Below are 19,120 nucleotides of genomic sequence, written 5' to 3' on the forward strand. Positions count from 1 at the left end.
TCTGCGCTGGACAACGAATGCTGTCGAGCATAGCGCCAAGGTTTAAGCTTTCCTTGTAATGATCAGCACAAAGAAATGAATAATTGTTCACGCTGCGGTGTTCTTGTAGCAGCACCCCGAACGATCGTGGATCAAACCCCGGAGCCTTGCCCATGAACCTGCGTTTTGCTGTTTTCACCGCCCCGCTGCTGCTTGCCGGTTGTCTGACGGCAGCACTGACCAGTTCCCTGGCCCTGGCCCATGGCGACGAGGACGCGCCCGCCAAACCCAACTGCCCCAAAGGCCAGGTCCTGGATTCCAAGTCGCAAAAATGCCTCAAGCAGACCAGCAGTCTGCTGCCGGATGCCGACCGCACCAATTACGCCTATCGTCTGGCCAAGGACGGTCGCTACGAAGAAGCCCTGGCCCTGCTCGATACGCTGAAAGATCCGAACACCGCCAAAGCGTTGAACTATCGCGGCTACGCTACGCGTAAACTGGGGCGCACCGACGAAGGCATCGGTTATTACCTGCAATCGGTCAAACTCGACCCGCAGTATGCGCAAGTGCGCGAATACCTCGGCGAGGCGTATGTGATCAAAGGTCGACTCGATCTGGCGCAGGAACAGTTGCAGCACATCAAATCGATTTGCGGCAGCACCTGCGAGGAGTACCAGGACCTGGCCGAAGCGATAAACGATTCATCGAAAACCTGACACCGAATAAACGACGGAGGTCGCTATCGCCAGCGATCAGGCAATACGGGCAGAACTGGGCCAACATCTGGCGCGTTTGTGGCGCTATGGCTTGCTGCTGTCCCGGCAACGGCATGTGGCCGAAGACCTGGTGCAGGCGACCTGCGTGCGGGCGCTCGAGCGTGCCGGGCAGTTTGTCCCCGGCACGCGCATGGATCGCTGGCTGCTGAGCATTCTGCATTCGATCTGGCTCAACGAGGTGCGCGCGCGCCGGGTGCGCCAGGGTCAGGGATTGGTAGACGCGGAAAGCCAGTTATCGTTCGACGGCGAGCACGCGGCGCAAACCCATGTGCGCGCGGCCCAGGTGATCCGGCGTGTCGACGCGTTGCCCGAAGCCCAGCGCGAAACGGTGTACCTGGCGTACGTCGAAGGTTTGTCGTATCGCGAAGTCGCCGAAGTGCTGCAAGTGCCCGTCGGAACAGTCATGAGCCGACTGGCCGCGGCACGGGTGAAACTGGCCGAATATCCACCGCTGCACGCTGTACCGAACCCTTCCTCGGGAGAACGTCGATGAACCAACGCGCCACACCCTCAGACGAGCAACTGGTGGCCTACCTCGACGACCAGCTCGATGCCGAGCAACGCGCCCGCATCGACACGGCCATTGCCGAGGATTCGACGCTCAACCTGCGCCTGCAATGGCTGGCCCGCAGCAACCTGCCGTTCAAGGACGCGTTTGCCCAATTGGCGCAACAGGCGCCCACGGATCGTTTGCAGTCCATGCTCGACACCTTGCCTTCGCCGGAGCTTCCGTCGATGGATCGACGCTGGTTTCTGGCAGCCGCGGCCGGGTTGGTGGCCACCAGCGTGGTGGCGGACCGTTTGTTCCTCGGTTGGCAGTTGAATCAGGAACAGCACAATTGGCGCGGGTTGGTTGCGGATTACATGTCGCTCTACGTGCCAGAAACCCTGGAGCATTTGTCCAGCGATGAAGCCACCCAACGCGCGCAACTGCGCTCCATCGATACGCGCCTGGGCCTGAACCTTGAACCCGCGAAGCTGACCTTGCCGCGCTCTGAGTTCAAGCGCGCGCAGATCCTGGAATACGATGGTGTGCCGATTGCCCAGATCACCTACCTGGACCCGGCGAATGGCCCGATGGCGCTGTGCGTCACGCTCTCCAATAGCGGCAGCCGACACTTCGCCCGTGAGCGTCGGCACGGCATGAACGTCGTGTATTGGGCGGACATGGAACACGCGTGGATGCTGATCGGGCACAACCCGGCGGCAGAGCTCGAAGACATGGCGAAACTGCTGCGAACCCGGCTTAGCGCATAACCCGCCATCACCTGTGGCGAGGGGGCTTGCCCCCGTTCGGCTGCGCAGCAGTCGCAAAACCATGCAACACGGCAGTAAGAATGCAAGGGGCCGCTTCGCAGCCCAACGGGGGCAAGCCCCCTCGCCACAGGGTTGATGCTGAATCAGGGCTGGGTGGGTAGCCATAACCGGAAGCGGGCGCCGCCCAGTGGCGACGGTTCGACCGTCAGGGTGCCGCCCTGCGCCTCCAGCGCTCGACGGCTGATCGCCAACCCCAACCCAAAACCGCCCGTGGCCCGGTCGCGGCTGCGATCCAACCGATAAAACGGCTCGAAAATCCGTTCCCGCTCGTCATCCGGAATGCCGATCCCGTCGTCATCGACCCAGATCTCACAGCCCTTCGCACACACCTGCACCCCCACCTGAATCCGTTTTTCGCAATAACGCATGGCGTTGCGCAGCAGGTTCTGGATGGCGCGGGCGGTCAGTCGCGGGTCAAGCGTGAAACGCTCGAGTTGGCCATGAAGCAGCACGTCCATCACGATGTGCGGCGACTCCAGTTCTTCATCAACGCTGCCCAGAATGCTGTCGATAAACTCGTCCAGCGCCACTTCAACCTGCTCCGGTATTTGCGCCGGGTTTTGCAGGCGGCTGTAGGACAGCAGTTCCAGGACCAACTCATCCAGCTCACGGATGTGCGCGACTAACCCTTGCAAGCGCTCGCGACTGGTCACGGGCAAGTCATCGGACAGCGCCAGCGCCAGGCCGAAATCCAGGCGGGTCAGCGGCGTGCGCAATTCATGGGACACCGCGTTGAGTAAATCGCGCTGCTGATTCAGCAGGTTTTCGATGTCGCCGGCCATGGTGTCGAAGACATTGGCCAGGCTGCCGATGTTGGAATGCCGGGAAATCCGTGTGCGTTCGCTCAACTGGCCTTTGCCGAAACGTTCGGCGGTGCCTTTGAGGCGTTCCAGGTCGCGCCAATGCGGGCGCAGCCACAGCAGCAGGCACGCAAGCATGGTCGCCCCGATCAGGACGTTGATGCTCCAGTACAACAAGCTGACGTCCATCGGGTCCGGCGGCACGATCATTTGCACCACCGTTTGCTCGTTCAGCGGCGCCACGGCCAGCGTGCGCCAGCCCCAATCGCCGATGCGTACCACGTTCTCGCCGCTTTGCAGGCGTTCGCGCTCATCCAGGGTGAAGTCGGGATCGTCATTGCGCGTCAACGCGATGTGCAGCGGGGCGAAATCCTTGTCCATCTCGACCGCCAGCGCCGGCCACTGCGCTTCGGGCACGGCGTGGAACTGTTTGACGATGAGCGTTTGCAAGCCGCGCGAATAGTCGAGGTTGTAGGTGACGAAGCGCTCATGGAAGACCTTGATTACCAGGTCCGGCACCAGGTAAATCGCCGCGCTGAACGAGACGATGGTCACCAGATACAGACGAAACAGAATCCTGAACATCGTCTCAGCATTCCCACTCGGAACGGCTGAACAGGTAACCCTTGCCCCACACGGTCTTGATCTTGCGCGCCTCGCCCGCGTGGTCGTCGAACTTGCGCCGCAACTTGGAAATCGCCACATCCACCGAACGGTCGGTGCCGTTGAATTCAATGCCGCGCAGGCGTTGCAGGATCTGGTCGCGACTCAGCACCTCACCGGCATGCCGGGCCAGCACCACCAGCAGGTTGTATTCGCCGCTCGACAGTTCGACCAGTTGTTCGCGCCAGGTCACGGTGCGCTCGGACAGGTCGATGCACAGGTTGCCCATGAGTATGCGGTCGTTGGCGGTTTGCGGCTCGCCAAGGCTGCTGCGGCGCAACAGCGTGCGCACGCGGGCCAGCAGGACGCGGGGCTCGCAGGGCTTGGTGACGTAATCGTCGGCGCCCATTTCCAGGCCCAACACTTGATCGTGGCTGTCGTCGCGGGCGGTGAGCATCAGGATCGGCAACGTCGCCGAATCCGCCCGCAGCAAACGACAGACTTGCAAGCCGTCGAGGCCCGGCAGCATCAGGTCGAGGATCACCAGGTCCGGCGGATTGACCCGCGCGCGTTCACGCACGTGATCGCCACGGCTGATCACGCTGACCGAATAGCCGTTGCGTTCCAGGTAGCTGGCGATCAGTTCGGAGAGCGCGGAGTCGTCTTCGACCAGGAGGATGTTGGGCATGGGGGTGTTCCAGAAAGTGCTGTGGCGACAGGTCGGGCCTTTTCGCGAGCAAGCCCGCTCCCACATTAAACCGAGTTCTTCCAGCAGGATGCGGTCGAATGAGGGAGCGGGCTTGCTCGCGAAGGCGGCTTCAGCTTCGCAAAAAGTATCAAGTCACCAAGGATATACGCCCTCACCCCCGCCTGAGTAAAACCCTTACACAATTTCACACAGCACCAACAAAGCTTCACCGCTACCCTCGTCCGCTCCCCGTAGGATGCGGGTGGTCATTATTGGGGTAATTCCATGTCAAAGAATCTGTTCGCCACGCTCGGCCTGCTCGCACTGGCACTGACGCTGAGCGCGTGTGACAAGTCCTCCACCGCCGAGGAACAGGCGCCGTTGGCCACCGTGCGTATCGAAACCATCGAAGCCCGGCCCCTGTCGATCACCAGCGAGTTGAGCGGGCGGATTGCTGCGCCACGGATTGCCGAAGTTCGCGCCCGCGTCGCCGGCGTCGTATTGCAACGCACCTTCAATGAAGGCAGCGATGTGAAAAAAGGCGACGTGCTGTTCCGCATCGATCCGGCGCCGTTCAAGGCTGACCTGGACAGCGCCGAAGCGGCGTTGCGCAAAGCCGAGGCCAATGCGTTCCAGGCAAAACTGCAAGAGCAGCGCTACGCCCAACTGATCGAAGGCAACGCCATCAGCGGGCAGGATTACGACAACGCCCGCGCCAACGTCCGGCAAACCGCCGCTGACGTTGCCGCCAACAAAGCCGCCGTGGAGCGGGCGAAACTCAACCTCGGTTATGCCACCGTCACCGCGCCGATTTCCGGACGCGTAGGCCGCGCGCTGGTGACCGAAGGCGCGCTGGTCGGGCAAAACGAAACCACGCCACTGGCGCTGATTCAACAGCTCAACCCGATCCATGCCGACCTGACCCAGTCGACCCGCGAGCTTAACGATTTGCGCCGCGCCTTCCGCTCCGGTCAGTTGCAACAAGTCGGCCAAGGCCAGGCTAAAGCCACGCTGATTCAGGATGACGGCAGCCTCTACCCGCTGCCGGGCAAGCTGTTGTTCACCGACATCACCGTCGACCCGGGCACCGGCCAGATCATCCTGCGCAGCGAATTCCCCAACCCGGACCTCGACTTGCTGCCCGGCAGTTTCGTGCGGGTGCGTCTGGAGCAAGCGGTGAACCAGCAAGGCATCAGCGTGCCGCAACGGGCGATCCAGCGTGACAGCGCCGGCATTGCTCACGTGTTGCTGCTGGACCCACAGCAGCGCGTGGGCCTGCAACCGGTTGAACTGGGCACGGTGCAGGACGATCGCTGGATCGTCACCGGCGGCCTCAAGCCTGGCGACCGCATCGTCACCGAAGGTCTGCAACACGCGCGCCCCGGCGAGCAGGTCCAGATCGACAGTTCCCCTCTTCCACTTGCCCAGGTTTCTGGTCAGTAAGCAGGACGCTTTTTATGCCGCAGTTCTTTATTGATCGCCCGGTGTTTGCCTGGGTGGTTGCCTTGTTCATCCTGCTGGCCGGCGCATTGGCCATTCCGCAGTTGCCCGTGGCGCAGTACCCCGACGTTGCCCCGCCGCAAATTGAAATTTACGCCCAGTACCCGGGCGCTTCGGCGCAGACCGTGGACGAAAGCGTGGTCAGCCTGATCGAGGAAGAACTCAACGGCGCCGACCATTTGCTGTACTTCGAGTCGCAAAGCAGTCTCGGCAGCGCCACCATCAAGGCCACGTTCCAGCCGGGCACTGACCCGGAAATGGCCCAGGTCGATGTGCAAAACCGCCTGAAAGTCGTGGAATCGCGGCTGCCGCAAGCGGTCAATCAGCAAGGCCTGCAAGTCGAGAAGGTCTCCGCCGGTTTCCTGCTGCTGGTCACCCTCACCTCCAGCGATGGCAAACTCGACGACGTGGCGCTCAGCGATTACCTGGCGCGCAACGTGATGAACGAGATCAAGCGTCTGGACGGTGTCGGCAAGGCGCAGTTGTATGGCGCCGAACGGGCGATGCGCATCTGGATCGACCCGCAGAAGCTGATCGGTTTCAACCTGACCCCGGCGGACGTCAACGCCGCCATCGTCGCGCAAAACGCCCAGGTGTCCGCCGGCAGTATCGGCGATTTGCCGACCCGCACCACCCAGGAAATCACCGCGACCATTCTGGTGAAGGGCCAGTTGTCGACGCCGGAAGAATTCGCCGACATCGTGCTCAAGGCCAGCCCCGACGGCTCCACCGTGCGCATCAGCGATGTCGCGCGGGTGGAAATCGGCAGTCAGGAATACAACTTCTCCACCCGCCTGAACGGCAAGCCGTCGACTGCGGTCAGCGTGCAACTGGCACCGGGCGCCAATGCCTTGAGCACCGCCACGTTAGTCCGCGCAAAGATGGATGAGTTGGCGCGCTACTTTCCGGCTGGCGTGGAATACAAGATCCCGTACGACACTTCGCCGTTCGTCAAAGTCTCGATCACCAAAGTGGTTTACACCCTCGGCGAGGCGATGCTGCTGGTGTTTGCGGTGATGTTCCTGTTCCTGCAAAACATCCGTTACACACTGATCCCGACGCTGGTAGTGCCGGTCGCACTGATGGGGACGTTTGCGACCATGTTGGCGCTGGGCTTTTCGATCAACGTGCTGACCATGTTCGGCATGGTGCTGGCCATCGGCATTCTGGTGGACGATGCCATTGTGGTGGTGGAGAACGTCGAGCGGATCATGGCCACCGAAGGTCTGTCGCCCAAGGAGGCGACTCGCAAGGCAATGACGCAGATCACCGGGGCAATCATCGGCATCACGCTGGTGCTGGTGGCGGTGTTCATTCCGATGGCGTTCATGCAGGGTTCGGTCGGGGTGATCTATCAGCAGTTTTCGTTGTCGATGGCCACGTCGATCCTGTTCTCGGCATTTCTTGCGCTGACCTTGACCCCGGCGCTGTGTGCGACGCTGCTCAAGCCGATTGCCAAGGGCGAGCATCACGAAAAGACCGGTTTCTTTGGTTGGTTCAACCGTGGCTTCGAACGGTTGACCGAGCGCTATCAAGGCTGGGTTGCCTATGCGTTGAAACGCACCGGCCGTTACCTGCTGATCTATGGCGTGCTGCTGATCGGTCTGGGCGTGTGTTTCAGTCGCCTGCCCTCCTCCTTCTTGCCGGTCGAGGATCAGGGTTACACCATCACCGACATTCAGCTGCCGCCGGGCGCGAGCAAGAACCGCACGGTGCAGGTGGTCGAGCAGATTGAAGCGCATAACGCCACGGAACCGGGGATTGGTGACAGCACGATCATTCTCGGCTTCAGTTTTTCCGGTAGCGGGCAGAACGCGGCGCTGGCATTTTCCACGCTCAAGGATTGGTCTGATCGCGGCAGTGACGACTCCGCGAGTTCGATTGCCGACCGGGCCAACGTCGCGTTGAGTCAGATCAAGGACGCCGTGGTGTTCTCGGTTCTGCCGCCACCGGTTGACGGCCTCGGCACGTCCAGCGGTTTCGAGTTCCGCTTGCAGGACCGTGGCGGCCTCGGCCACGCCACGCTGATGCAGGCGCGCAGCGAACTGCTCGCCGCTGCGCAGAAGAGCCCGATCCTGATGAATGTGCGCGAAAGTGCCTTGGCCGAAGCACCGCAAGTGCAACTGGAAGTCGACCGCAAGCAAGCCAACGCGCTGGGCGTGTCCTTTGCCGACATTGGCAATGTGCTGTCCACCGCCGTCGGTTCCGCCTACATCAACGACTTCCCCAATCAGGGGCGCATGCAGCGGGTGGTGGTGCAGGCCGAAGGCGATCAACGCAGTCAGGTGGCTGATCTGCTGAAAATGCACGTACGCAACAGCAACGGAAAAATGGTGCCCTTGTCGGCCTTTGTCCAGGCGAAGTGGACCCAAGGCCCGGCACAGTTGACGCGGTATAACGGCTACCCGGCGATTGCCATTTCCGGTGAACCGTCACCGGGCCACAGCACCGGTGAGGCCATGGCGGAAATCGAGCGGCTGGTGGCACAGGGGCCGGCGGGACTGGGTCAGGAATGGACCGGGCTGTCGTTGCAAGAGCGGTTATCCGGCAGCCAGGCGCCGATCCTGCTTGGGCTGTCGTTGCTGATCGTATTTCTGTGCCTGGCAGCGCTGTATGAGAGCTGGTCGATTCCGACGTCGGTGCTGCTGGTGGTGCCGCTGGGTGTGCTCGGCGCGGTATTGGCCGTGACCTTTCGCGGGATGCCCAACGATGTGTTCTTCAAGGTTGGACTAATCACCATCATCGGGCTGTCGGCGAAGAACGCGATTCTGATCATCGAATTCGCCAAGAGTCTCTATGACGAAGGACACGACCTGATCGACGCTACGCTGCAAGCCGCACGGTTGCGGTTACGGCCGATTGTCATGACGTCGCTGGCGTTCATTCTTGGCGTGGTGCCCTTGGCGATTGCCACAGGCGCCAGCTCGGCGAGCCAGCAGGCGATCGGTACCGGGGTGATTGGCGGGATGATCACGGCAACGCTGGCGGTGGTGTTTGTACCGGTGTTTTTTGTGGTGGTGATGAAGCTTGTCAGCAAGCGCCACAAGGACCTCTGACCCACAACACCGACCCAATGTGGGAGCGAGCCTGCTCGCGAAAGCGGTTGTACATTCAACACTGATGTTGGCTGACACTCCGCTTTCGCGAGCAGGCTCACTCCTACAATGGACCGCGTTACTCTGAGCTTTGTGGTCATGACCGGCTGCGCTGGGCTAAGGTGTTTGCACAGCCCTGACGCATCGAGTCTTCATGCCCTACCTCACCCACACCCACCCTCGCCTGTCCACTGCCGCCACCCTCGGCGTCGCGGCAGGCATTCTGGCCCCCGCCGACTCGGTGATCAGCAAAATCCTCATCGGCTGGAATGCCGGGGTCTGGACTTACCTGATCCTCATGCTGTGGCTCGCCGCCCGCGCCAAGGCACCCGACGTCAAGCGCATCGCCGAGATCGAAGACGAAAACGCCGGGTTGGTTCTGTTTGTGGTGTGCATCGCCGCGATCGCCAGCCTCGCCACCATCACCTTCGAACTGGCCGGCAGCAAGGACCTGGAAACCACCCGCAAGCTCCTGCATTACGGCTTTACCGGGCTCACCGTCATCGGGTCGTGGTTGCTGATCGGGGTGATTTTCAGCGTGCATTACGCCCGTTTGTTCTACACGTGGGAAGGAAAAGACCTGGCCTTACGCTTTGCGGAAGGACTGGAAACGCCGAACTACTGGGACTTCCTGTACTTCTCGTTCACCATCGGCGTGGCGGTGCAGACCTCGGATGTCGGCGTGGCGACTCGGGAGATGCGCAAGATTGTATTGGCGCAGTCGCTGATCGGTTTTCTGTTCAACACGGCCATTCTCGGGTTCTCGATCAACATAGCCGCCGGGTTGTTCAACTGATCGGTGCACAAACGTTCTAGTCATCACCCTCGAGGCAGGCGTTAAATAAGTCGGTAATCCGTCCCGCAGGTGATGCATGACCCCTCACAACTGGATCGACCTGGCCCAGGATGCCGACACCGGCATCGAGACCCTGCGCGCGCATTTCGAAGGCCACGCTTACGATCCGCACTGGCACGACAGCTATCTGGTGGGGGTCACCGAGCAAGGTGTCCAGCAATTCAATTGTCGGCGCACCCGACACCAAAGCACGCCGGGCAAGGTGTTTTTGCTCGAGCCGGGCGACATTCATGACGGCGAAGCGCCGACCGAGGATGGCTTCACCTACCGCATGCTGTACCTCGATCCGCAGTGGTTAGTGCGCGAACTCAGTGCGGTATTCGAAAATGCTCCCGACAACGGTCAATTGAGTTTCGCCAACACCCTGGCCAGCGACACACGACTGGCTCACGCCACCAGCCTGGCCTTCCAGACACTGCATGGCGGTGAACTGAAGATCGTGCGCCAGACCGCCCTCGACGGTTTGCTTGAGCGCCTGACCAGCCACCTGCATTGGCGCACACGTTATGCCGAAGATCCGCGCCTGCCGCTGGTGGCGCAAAAGGCCCGGGAGTACTTGCACGCCAACGCCCAGTACGACATCGGCCTCGACCAGGTGGCGGCGGCAACCGGTGTCGACCGATTCCGCCTGACCCGCGCGTTCAAGGCTGCCTACGGCCTGGCGCCCCATGCCTATCTGGTGCAACTGCGCCTGGCCACTGCCCGACGCCTGTTGGCCCGTGGCGAACAGCCGGCGGCGGTGGCAATGGAGCTGGGTTTTGCCGACCAGAGCCATCTGGGGCGATGGTTCGTGCGGGCATATGGTTTGACGCCGGCCCTGTACCGCAATCGCTGCTCAAATCTTCCAGACGCTTGAAGCCGACTTTGTGAGGATCAGCTCCTGAGATCATTCACGGAGCCCGCTGACATGTCGTCCACTTTCCCCACGCTGTTACCGTTTGTGCTGTTCGCTTTTGTCGCGTCCATCACACCGGGACCGACCAACATTCTGGTGCTCAGCAACAGCGCCCGCTATGGCTTCAAGGCGACATTGCCGATCATTTTCGGTGCGTGCGCCAGTGCGGCGCTGGTTGTATTGCTGGTAGGTAGCGGTTTGGGGCAAGCCTTGCAAGCTCACCCCCTTATAGAAACATCCATGCGCTGGGCGGGCATTGTCTGGCTCAGTTACCTGGCGTGGCAGATTTTCCGCTTGCCGCCCGACGTGATCGATCCACAGTCCGCGTCTGGCACGCCTCAATTCGGATTAAGGGGCGCGGCTGTGCTCCAGTGGATAAACCCCAAGACCTGGATGATGGCGTTGGCCGTAGTCGGTGTTTTTTCCGGGAGCGGTGCAGAAAAAACGCTGCAAGTCATGCAATTGTCGCTGGTGTTCTTTTGGGTGTCGCTACCGTGTGTGGGGGCCTGGGCGATAGCGGGGGCGAAGTCTGGCAAATTGTTGCGATCACCCGCCGCGCAAACGTATTTCAATAGAGGGATGAGCGTGTTGTTGTTATGTGCTGCCTGGTTGCCGGTCACGGTATAGAAAACAGCGCGACACGTACCTGCCAGCAGACATATTGCGCGATGGTTTTGTCATTAATTTCACGAATCACAGCCCTTGTAAACTGTCAACAATGACAGTTTACAACCTGCCCCTTTACGGGCTTTTATAGTTCATCCAGGATTAGGGCCGCGCATGGCCTTTGGATACCTTACTTAACGTAACGGAGACCGAATCCATGAACGCTGTCATCAAACGTATCAGCTTTGCAGAGGGCAATTATGTCACTGCCACCCCTTACGCAACTCACAAAGTAATTCCGGAATTCATCGCTACTTCCCGACTCATCGACACTGTCAAATCCGGCCCGAAAAAAATTAACACCGTCAAAATTACTGCCATTGACCGGCCGGCTTCAAAAACAAGAGCTAAAAGCTCGCCTGCGCGAGAAATCTGTTTGTGCCTACCTGACAGTTTCGAACCGGGTGAGTACGTATTAAAAACTCGCGATGACGTAAGTTCTAGCTTCAAAGACGAAAACGGCATTGTCTACGAAGGTGTTTCTGGCAATATCACATTGCAACCGACGGTAGGAGAAAACAATGTCGCGGGCCTCTTCGATATCAACTACGAACTACCAGACACTGAAGGCGAGACCTTTATTCTAAAAGGTAAATTTCAAGTACTAAAAGCCGGATAGTTCACAGCGTTATCAATAAAAAGGGAAGCCTGCGCTTCCCTTTTTTTTGCGTCACATTCAGAACGAGTAATGAACCCCCATGTTCACACCATAATCCTTGGTCACATTGTCACCTTTACTGGTTTCCAGTTCAGCATGCAGTTGCCAGCGATTGGTCAATGTCCATGAGCCCCCGGCCCCGATTTCGAACCGATCACCCGACAGGTCATTGTTGAACTTGTTTTTATTGACTCGCACTTCGTTATTGTTCACGAACTCACGAACAACAGCGGCCCGAACATGCGGTTGCAAAACGCTGCCATTGGCCAGTTTCATCCCGCGTCCCAGCGTCACACCTGCCTTGCCTAGCAGCGAACGCGTGGTGTCGGCATCAGCATTCAAACCGTTATCCAGATTGAAATTCTTGCCTTGCACGGCGGCGCCCTGCCACTGGGTAAACACTTCCGCGTAATACCCGTCGCGGATATCGATGTGCTTGCCAAACTCGGCGGACACACTGGCGCCCAGGTTGTTGTAATGCCCCTTGGTCAGACTGCCGTCACTCATCGAGACTTTGGCGTCGTTGCGGAAATGATTGAGTTTGGCCACGGTATCCAGGTAGTAACCGCGTTGGCCCAGCCACGTACCGTAGGCGCCAATGGACGTGCTATCGATTTCACCGGAGCTGCCGCGACTCAAATCGAGGTTCGACTTGCTGTAGCCGGCAAACACGCCCAGTAATACCTGCTCGCCTGCAATCTGTACCGGGGTGTCGACACCCAGGGAAAGCCCGTACTGGTTCTGGCTGTAACCATCACCGTAAGCGTTGTTGCTGATGCTGTATCGACTACCGAAAGAGCGAGCCCATGCCCCGGTTTGTCCAGCGTTGGCGCGCAGATCCCCCATCCGGTTAATCAACTGAACATTCTCGCCCCAGACCACTGTCGGCGTTGCGGCGGAAATCGCCAGGACCGTACGGGTCGACGTGCTGACGACTGCTTTATCAGGTTGCAGGTACCAGTCATCACCCTCCTTGGCCAAGCGGTAAGTGAATGCCCCCACGTCGACCCGATTGTTGACGAGGCCGTACTGGGCACTGCCTGCGACGCTCTGTACGATCTTGATCGACGAATCATTGACCGGGTCAAGACCTGTGCTACTCACCAGTAACTGATGATTGCCGGCAGCGCTGCCGGTCACGTTCAACAGGTCGCTGACACCCTTGTTGAAATCCGTGCCCATTTCGAACGTACCGCTGCCGGCCAGGTTGGCCACGTTCAGCTGGAAGTAATCCTGATTCCCGCCGAAACGTACCCGGCCGCCATTGAGCGTGAGGTTGTTAACCGACTGACTGTCAGTCATTTGCCACAGCGCATTATTGTTGATGCCGAAATTGGCGACATTGTTGACCTGACCGGTCAGGCTGGCACCGTTGTCCAAGGTCAAATTAGAAACGCTTTCAGCGGCAGCGTTGACATTCCCGGTCATCACGCTCTGGTTGCTGATCGTTGTATTGGCCACCTCTTGCAAATTGCCGGTGAACGTCGACGCGTTGTCGATCAACACACTGGCGGCGCCCACCACGTTGCCCGTCATCACGCTCTGATGGTTGATCGTTGCATTGGCGACATTTTGCAAATTGCCATTGAGCGTGGACGCGTTGTCGATCACCACGCTAGCCCCGCCCACCATGTCGCCCGTCATCACGCTCTGGTGGTTGATCAGTGCATTGGTCACATTTTGTAAATTGCCGGTGAGCGTCGATGCGTTGTCGATTACCACGCTGGAGGCGCCCAACACGTTGCCAGTCATCCGCGCCTGATTGTTGAGCGTGGCAGAGGTCACGTTCTGTAAATCACCCACCAACGACGCATTGTTTTGCAACGTGACGTTGGCTGAACTACCCGAAGCGACCACGACATTGCCGGTCAGCTCGCTGTTATCAACCAGAAAATTGGCCTGCGCGCCCTGGCGGACTTCCAGCACCGTGTTGTTACCGGAAACCAGGGTCGAGCCATTGCGTACCTGGATGTTGGCCACCGTTGGAAAGTTCGGCGCATTGATGCCGACCACAATGGCTGAGGCGGTTTTGCCTTCCACCCGAGTACCGTCCAGTACGATAGAGGTAGGGATGACAGTCGTTACCAGGGTGTCAGTGCCCACGGTAACGCCATTGAGGCCACCGGTAATCGTGCTACCACTGGCAACCAATGACCCCTCAAGCAGGCGAACTCCGAAGCTGTTGGCGCCGGTGCCTTCAACGGTCGAGTTCTGGACGTTGATGTCACTGAAACGGTTGCCCGCGATCCCCCCTTGCAAACCTTGAACAACAGACCGGTCACGCAGGGTGACCTTGGAACCACCGACGCTTGAGACACCGCGTACAGCCGATATCCCCATTCCGGTCGCACTGGTCACCGTTGAGTTGCTCAGCGCGGCGCTGGCGTTCGTCAGGGCAATACCGTGGACAAAACCACCTGCTCCGTTAGTGGTCGTGCTCGAGTTGCTCAGGTCGATTGTCCCGCCTGCTGCACTGGTGATACCGAGCGTTGTGGCACCGGAGCCGATCAGTGCGGCGTTGGTTTGCAGTTGCCAGGTCTCAACGGGAGTATTGGCGTCGATGGATTGACTGGTGCCCGTCGGGACGGTGGCAGCCTGGATCAGGGATGAAGTCAACATCAAGGACATAAACGATAATGTCCAGATGCCGTTCGATGTCTGGGGAAATGGAAGTTGCGTCTTTGACGACATAGTTGAGCCCTACTCGATAGCATTCCGTCAGGAATAAGTCTCCGACTCAAACGGTGCACAAGCCGGACTAAAACGGCCGCCAGACTACGGCTTACCAACCCTGCGATATGTAGGACAAATCTTTGTGCATGTACGACTTATCCATTTTTGATGTGCGAGGCTCCGTATCTGGGCGTACAACACTTCGCTTCCACTGATGGAGACGACAACTAATGCCGCCTCCATCAGCAGGAAGTTTTACTTGAAGTTCAATCAAGGAACCTCAGGACGCTCTTCCTCGCAATACACCAGGCTCGAGTTCAACAGCGCCACGGCCACGATGGTCTCGGACACAACTCCGTTGACGGTGTAAGCGATCCGCGCATAGCGAGTAACAGGACGTTGACCCGTGCCGGGGCTTGGCGACTGGATGGTTCTGATCGCCGCGTAGTTCATCAGCCTGATTTCCAGGTCACCCGTCGCTGGCATCGTTGCCGTTTCGGTAATCAGCGTACCGGGGATGGGAGTGCCGCCCACCGTATTGGTTGTCCGGCCTTCGAAATTCAAACTGACTGTGGCCCCCGTCGGGATGTTGATATCGCGTCGGATCCTGATCCGTAGCTGGCGCGGCAGATAAGGCGGCATCGGGCCATTCGCCACCGTCGGGTGGTTGAGGCTTGGGCAGTTGATGCTGGTCACGACACGCTCCGGCAACAACGTGGTTGCCGTTCTGAAGGCAGAAACGATAATTTGCGGCAACGGCAGATTGATCACCTTCGCAGTCACGTCGACTTTGGTGGTGATCACCTGTTTCATCACATTGTCACTGCCAGGGTTTTCGACAGTGATGAATGCCTCACGGGCATTAGCGCCAGTACCGTTGCCTTCAGCCAGAATAGTCGCCCACGGCAAGCTGGTGGTAACCGTTGTATCGCCAACTCGCACTGGGATGGGACCACCCACCAGTTTGCGCTGGTAGTAGAATTTGACGATTTCACGGCCAGTTACCGGTCGATTCGGGTCGTCCCACACTGGCCAGTTCATGGCTGCATCCAAGCCCGCTTGAGTGGGGCCAAGGGTGTTGGGGGCGGGTGCCGGTGTGCCGGCGCCCTGGATCACCACCGGCGGAATGTTTGGGTTTTCCAGGTCCGGCAAGTTGGGTTGTACCGGTCCGGCGTACACCAGGTTGAGCACGCCAAAGGTGGACAGCGAAACGGGATTGACCGGGATAGTCGGGCGACTCAATTCATACCAACATTCGAACTCCACCTCCTCGGCCCCGTTCGCATCTCCAAAAACCTGAGCCCAGAAGTCGTAGTCCACGTCGAACAACAGTGGGTCGGTGCCGGTGGCTGGAATAGATTGCTCCGGCAACATAATAGGCGCACCCGCCTGGTCGGAAGTGATGTACGGGATGATCCGGTCACCGACTAACGAATTAAGTGGACGTTTGACTTCAACCGTGACTTTGTTCGGTGCGGTGAGCGACACGAAGGTGATCGGTGTACGACCGAGGATGGTTGGCGCTTCGAGAACGGGCGCCGGTGTCTTGACCCTTCTGAATACGTTCGTGATGCTAGCGTTATTGCTGATATTGCCCGGTAAGTCGCTGACAATGTAGGAAGAAAAGTAAGAACCCTCGGCCAAGTCTTTCAGATACGCTAACGGAATGTTGATCTGGCCACCGACTGGCAGGGGAAAGTCGGCAACGGCGGCCCCTTCGCCTTGCATCAATGGAAAAGTGGTTTGTAAAGAGAGGTAAAAGTTGACCTTGTCGTTGCCCGCTTCAAATTTTGTATAGGCGGTGGGAATGGTCAGGTTCAGGCCACCTGCGTTGGCCGGGTCGTTCAACCAGGCGTCGTCGATGACGGCAGGCACGTCTGTAAGAGGAACGGATGGCGGTCTTGCGCCTGTGCCGTTGCCTCGGCCTGGTTGCTGTTGCCAAGGCGCAGTCAAGTCGACCAGGGCTTCGGCGAACGGACTCGAGGTATCGACGTTATCAAAGGCATCGTAAATGATGAATGCCATTCCGTAAGCCGCGTAATCACCGTTAATATCGAACTTATCGATCAGCGTCGTGGTGGCAAATACGAAATCGATCGGGAATGTCCAGTCCCCTCCAGGCTGATCGGCTTTGAGCAGGGTAAGGACAACATAGGTGGGATCGAATTCGACAGGGGTTACACCTTTCGGGAAAGAATGAAGTTCAATTTTGGCGGCGCCGTCTGGACTTTTATCGTCAATATCGGCTAATTGCACCGTTATTTGTCTGTCTACCCTGAGTTGCTGATGAGTCAGGCGACCACCTGGCAATTGGCCAACAATGGTTGGTGGTAGAGCCAGAATCCCGCCACCTGTTTTAACTTGCATATTCATTTTCGCACTCTCCATCGATAAGTTAATCATTGGCACGCACACGTAATTGCCCGATGGAGAACCGCGCGACTGCTGGCTGCATGCTCCGATAATTCGGCATTCACGTCTTTAAGATTAAAACGCTGTTAATCATTAAACACTTGCACCTTGCTGCTCTTTCAATGCATCACGGACCGCAAAACGTTGGACTCCCTGAAATAACGCGATCAATTTTGACCACGCCCACAGCGGACTTCCCCATTGGAATGCCATTACGATAAAGCGAATAACTGACCAATGCCGAGCCGAGCCCGTTAATGGGCCTGATAAGTCTGTCATACCGTTTGAGAACAAAGTCGAAACCACTGACCGCTTGTTGAGCCGTTAAGGTCTTGGTGAAACGCGTGGAGGTGTTCGGGATGGCGCCGATTCCATTCAAACTCTCGAAAGACTCCCAATCCAGGAAACACTGATCGCCGCTTTTGAACTTGCCCGCTTGTGGTGGGATACGAACCCGGATTTCCTCCCACATGGGCGGGACCGTATTGCAATTTAAATACCCCCACAATGTGGCGTTGGGGAACACCGGTTCCAACAGATTGATCGGTATTTGAACCTTCAAGGTGAATCGTTGTGGCAACGCTGAGTCCTCGTTGTCCGTATCTCCCGACGTCACCCGGTACCGAAGACTGATTTCGCCTTCGCGCTTCAGGTATTGGGCCGGCAGATGGAACCTTGCCGGGAGGGTGATCGGGACAGGAAAACGATGGCTGTAGAAAAGCGTTTCAACCGCAACGCCCGGTTCCAACACCCAGATTTCCAGCAAATCGCTGTTGCCGATCACAACGGATGGCGCGTCCCACAGTGAAATTTTCAGGTTTACACCATTGATTGATGCATCAGCTGGCAACTGCGCCGTGGGATCGTTTGGATCTACGCCCTCCACCGTGAATGCTCGGGCAAACACACCAATGCCGGTATTTGTCGACGCCATCTGCTGTTCTCCGGCTCAGAACGATTGGGTGAACCATGAAGAAATTAGACCCGCTTATCTTCTGGATGCCTACTGTCAGATCTGACAGGTTTTTCGACCGTTCATCGGAACGCCAGCCTTCCTTGCGCGGTGCGCGCGTACAACTTGCTTGACGGAAGACCATTAATGGAGTTTCCTGAAACCGGTTTCAGTGCAATGTTCCTGAACCTGTTAACTCCAATAAAAAGGTCGTCCCCTTTGAACGATTTCTCCGCCGCCCAGCGCAGCCGCGTCACCATGCTCGACGTCGCCGAGCACGCTGGCGTCTCCAAGGCCAGCGTCTCGCGTTTCATTGGCGACGACCGCGCCCTGCTCTCCGATGCCACCGCCTTACGCATCGAGCAGGCGATTGCCGAACTCGGTTACCGCCCCAACCAGATGGCCCGCGGTCTGAAACGCGGGCGCACTCGCCTGATCGGCATGCTGGTGGCCGATATCCGCAACCCATATTCGATTGCCGTGATGCACGGGGTGGAAACCGCCTGCCGTCAGCACGGCTACAGCCTGGTGGTGTGCAACACCGATCGCGATGACGAGCAGGAACGTCAGCACCTGGCGTTGCTGCGCTCCTACAACATCGAAGGCTTGATCGTGAACACCCTGGGTCATCACCGCGACGAACTTCGTGAGTTGCATCGGGAGATGCCGATGGTGCTGGTGGATCGCAAGGTCGAGCAGTTGGACAGTGATCTGGTAGGGCTGGATAACCCGGCGGCCGTGGAAATGGCCCTCACCCACTTGCAGGAACGCGGTTATCGCGATGTGTTGATGGTGACCGAGCCGTTTGACGGCACCAGTTCCCGGATCGAGCGGGTCAGCAGTTTCAAGGCCCAGATTGCGCAGCGCCCGACGCTGACAGGTGCGGTGGTCGAAACCGGTAGCGAGTTGACCGCCCACGTGAAGACGTTCTTGAACACTCCCGGCCCCGGCCCGAAAGCATTGTTTTGTGCCAATGGCATTGCTGCGTTGGCCAGTACGCATTCGTTGCGCGAATTGCAGTGCAATTTGTTTGCGGACGTAGGGTTGATTGCGCTGGATGACCTGGATTGGTATCCGTTGGTGGGAAGCGGTATTACCGCCCTCGCCCAGCCGACGGCGGAGATTGGCGCGAGCGCGTTTGAGTGTCTGCTAAAGCGCTTGCGGGGGGATATCGGGGCGGTGCGGACACTGGATTTTTCGGCGCGATTGATTGTGCGGGGGTCAACCCTTGGGAATCTTCAGTGAATGTT

Annotated in this window: 15 protein-coding genes; 10 read left to right on the forward strand and 5 right to left on the reverse strand. The window is 58.6% G+C overall.

Translation table 11 applies throughout. From position 1 onward, the window contains the following. Nucleotides 1-152 precede the first annotated feature (152 nt). Genes BK660_RS01240 through BK660_RS01250 form a run of 3 tightly spaced genes read left to right on the forward strand, consistent with a single transcriptional unit; the run spans nt 153 to nt 2,012 of the window. Nucleotides 153-695: a tetratricopeptide repeat protein gene (locus BK660_RS01240; RefSeq protein WP_123431724.1), complete on the forward strand. Its 543-nt coding sequence runs from the start codon at nt 153-155 to the stop codon at nt 693-695. A gap of 55 nt (nt 696-750) precedes the next feature. Then, the gene (locus tag BK660_RS01245; RefSeq protein ID WP_081743930.1) at nt 751-1,248 is read left to right on the forward strand and encodes an RNA polymerase sigma factor; all 498 of its coding nucleotides are present in this window, start codon (nt 751-753) and stop codon (nt 1,246-1,248) included. Next, nucleotides 1,245-2,012 carry an anti-sigma factor family protein gene (locus BK660_RS01250; RefSeq protein ID WP_123431725.1) on the forward strand — a complete coding sequence of 256 codons (768 nt, stop codon included), beginning with the start codon at nt 1,245-1,247 and terminating at the stop codon, nt 2,010-2,012. Before BK660_RS01245 ends, BK660_RS01250 begins: the two co-directional genes overlap by 4 nt. A gap of 143 nt (nt 2,013-2,155) precedes the next feature. Here BK660_RS01250 and BK660_RS01255 read toward each other — a convergent pair whose 3' ends face one another. Further along, entirely contained in the window at nt 2,156-3,457 is a 1,302-nt protein-coding gene (locus tag BK660_RS01255) for an ATP-binding protein (protein ID WP_123431726.1), read from the reverse strand. Nucleotides 3,458-3,461: 4 nt separating this feature from the next. After that, entirely contained in the window at nt 3,462-4,163 is a 702-nt protein-coding gene (locus BK660_RS01260) for a response regulator (protein ID WP_123431727.1), read from the reverse strand. A 285-nt stretch (nt 4,164-4,448) separates the two neighbouring features. Here BK660_RS01260 and BK660_RS01265 point away from each other — a divergent pair, with 285 nt between their 5' ends. The 6 genes from BK660_RS01265 to BK660_RS01295 all read left to right on the forward strand — a co-directional run bounded on the left by BK660_RS01265 (nt 4,449) and on the right by BK660_RS01295 (nt 11,794). Beyond that, a complete protein-coding gene (locus BK660_RS01265; RefSeq protein WP_123431728.1) occupies nt 4,449-5,606 on the forward strand; it encodes an efflux RND transporter periplasmic adaptor subunit in 1,158 nt (385 codons plus the stop codon). A gap of 14 nt (nt 5,607-5,620) precedes the next feature. Beyond that, nucleotides 5,621-8,719, forward strand: a complete 3,099-nt coding sequence (locus BK660_RS01270) for an efflux RND transporter permease subunit (protein ID WP_123431729.1) — start codon at nt 5,621-5,623, stop codon at nt 8,717-8,719. Nucleotides 8,720-8,912: 193 nt separating this feature from the next. Next, nucleotides 8,913-9,554, forward strand: a complete 642-nt coding sequence (locus BK660_RS01280) for a DUF1345 domain-containing protein (RefSeq protein ID WP_123431730.1) — start codon at nt 8,913-8,915, stop codon at nt 9,552-9,554. Between the two features lie 76 nt (nt 9,555-9,630). Next, on the forward strand, nt 9,631-10,470 hold the full coding sequence (locus BK660_RS01285; RefSeq protein WP_123431731.1) for an AraC family transcriptional regulator: 840 nt from the start codon (nt 9,631-9,633) through the stop codon (nt 10,468-10,470). 51 nt (nt 10,471-10,521) lie between these two features. Beyond that, complete coding sequence (locus BK660_RS01290; protein ID WP_123431732.1) at nt 10,522-11,136, forward strand: LysE family translocator; 615 nt, start codon at nt 10,522-10,524, stop codon at nt 11,134-11,136. Between the two features lie 196 nt (nt 11,137-11,332). Beyond that, entirely contained in the window at nt 11,333-11,794 is a 462-nt protein-coding gene (locus BK660_RS01295) for a hypothetical protein (RefSeq protein WP_123431733.1), read from the forward strand. A gap of 57 nt (nt 11,795-11,851) precedes the next feature. Here the strand turns inward: BK660_RS01295 and BK660_RS01300 are convergent, their stop codons facing one another. The 3 genes from BK660_RS01300 to BK660_RS32860 form a co-directional block, all read right to left on the reverse strand. After that, entirely contained in the window at nt 11,852-14,461 is a 2,610-nt protein-coding gene (locus tag BK660_RS01300) for an autotransporter outer membrane beta-barrel domain-containing protein (protein WP_259698460.1), read from the reverse strand. 315 nt (nt 14,462-14,776) lie between these two features. After that, nucleotides 14,777-16,879, reverse strand: a complete 2,103-nt coding sequence (locus BK660_RS01305; protein ID WP_259698461.1) for a hypothetical protein — start codon at nt 16,877-16,879, stop codon at nt 14,777-14,779. Nucleotides 16,880-17,045: 166 nt separating this feature from the next. Beyond that, on the reverse strand, nt 17,046-17,852 hold the full coding sequence (locus BK660_RS32860; RefSeq protein WP_259698462.1) for a hypothetical protein: 807 nt from the start codon (nt 17,850-17,852) through the stop codon (nt 17,046-17,048). Nucleotides 17,853-18,089: 237 nt separating this feature from the next. Between BK660_RS32860 and BK660_RS01310 the strand changes: the two genes are divergently transcribed. Further along, the gene (locus tag BK660_RS01310; protein ID WP_123432514.1) at nt 18,090-19,115 is read left to right on the forward strand and encodes a LacI family DNA-binding transcriptional regulator; all 1,026 of its coding nucleotides are present in this window, start codon (nt 18,090-18,092) and stop codon (nt 19,113-19,115) included. The last annotated feature ends 5 nt before the right edge of the window (nt 19,116-19,120 follow it).

The organism is Pseudomonas brassicacearum (assembly GCF_003732265.1).
Taxonomy (GTDB): Bacteria; Pseudomonadota; Gammaproteobacteria; order Pseudomonadales; family Pseudomonadaceae; genus Aquipseudomonas; species Aquipseudomonas brassicacearum_D.

Excerpts from the sequence above, each read along its gene's own strand:
- BK660_RS01240 (WP_123431724.1), top strand. The coding sequence starts at position 153 with ATGAACCTGCGTTTTGCTGTTTTCACCGCCCCGCTGCTGCTTGCCGGT.
- BK660_RS01250 (WP_123431725.1), top strand. The coding sequence starts at position 1,245 with ATGAACCAACGCGCCACACCCTCAGACGAGCAACTGGTGGCCTACCTC.
- BK660_RS01255 (WP_123431726.1), bottom strand. The coding sequence starts at position 3,457 with ATGTTCAGGATTCTGTTTCGTCTGTATCTGGTGACCATCGTCTCGTTC.
- BK660_RS01260 (WP_123431727.1), bottom strand. The coding sequence starts at position 4,163 with ATGCCCAACATCCTCCTGGTCGAAGACGACTCCGCGCTCTCCGAACTG.
- BK660_RS01265 (WP_123431728.1), top strand. The coding sequence starts at position 4,449 with ATGTCAAAGAATCTGTTCGCCACGCTCGGCCTGCTCGCACTGGCACTG.
- BK660_RS01270 (WP_123431729.1), top strand. The coding sequence starts at position 5,621 with ATGCCGCAGTTCTTTATTGATCGCCCGGTGTTTGCCTGGGTGGTTGCC.
- BK660_RS01280 (WP_123431730.1), top strand. The coding sequence starts at position 8,913 with ATGCCCTACCTCACCCACACCCACCCTCGCCTGTCCACTGCCGCCACC.
- BK660_RS01285 (WP_123431731.1), top strand. The coding sequence starts at position 9,631 with ATGACCCCTCACAACTGGATCGACCTGGCCCAGGATGCCGACACCGGC.
- BK660_RS01290 (WP_123431732.1), top strand. The coding sequence starts at position 10,522 with ATGTCGTCCACTTTCCCCACGCTGTTACCGTTTGTGCTGTTCGCTTTT.
- BK660_RS01295 (WP_123431733.1), top strand. The coding sequence starts at position 11,333 with ATGAACGCTGTCATCAAACGTATCAGCTTTGCAGAGGGCAATTATGTC.
- BK660_RS01300 (WP_259698460.1), bottom strand. The coding sequence starts at position 14,461 with ATGTCCTTGATGTTGACTTCATCCCTGATCCAGGCTGCCACCGTCCCG.
- BK660_RS01305 (WP_259698461.1), bottom strand. The coding sequence starts at position 16,879 with ATGAATATGCAAGTTAAAACAGGTGGCGGGATTCTGGCTCTACCACCA.
- BK660_RS32860 (WP_259698462.1), bottom strand. The coding sequence starts at position 17,852 with ATGGCGTCGACAAATACCGGCATTGGTGTGTTTGCCCGAGCATTCACG.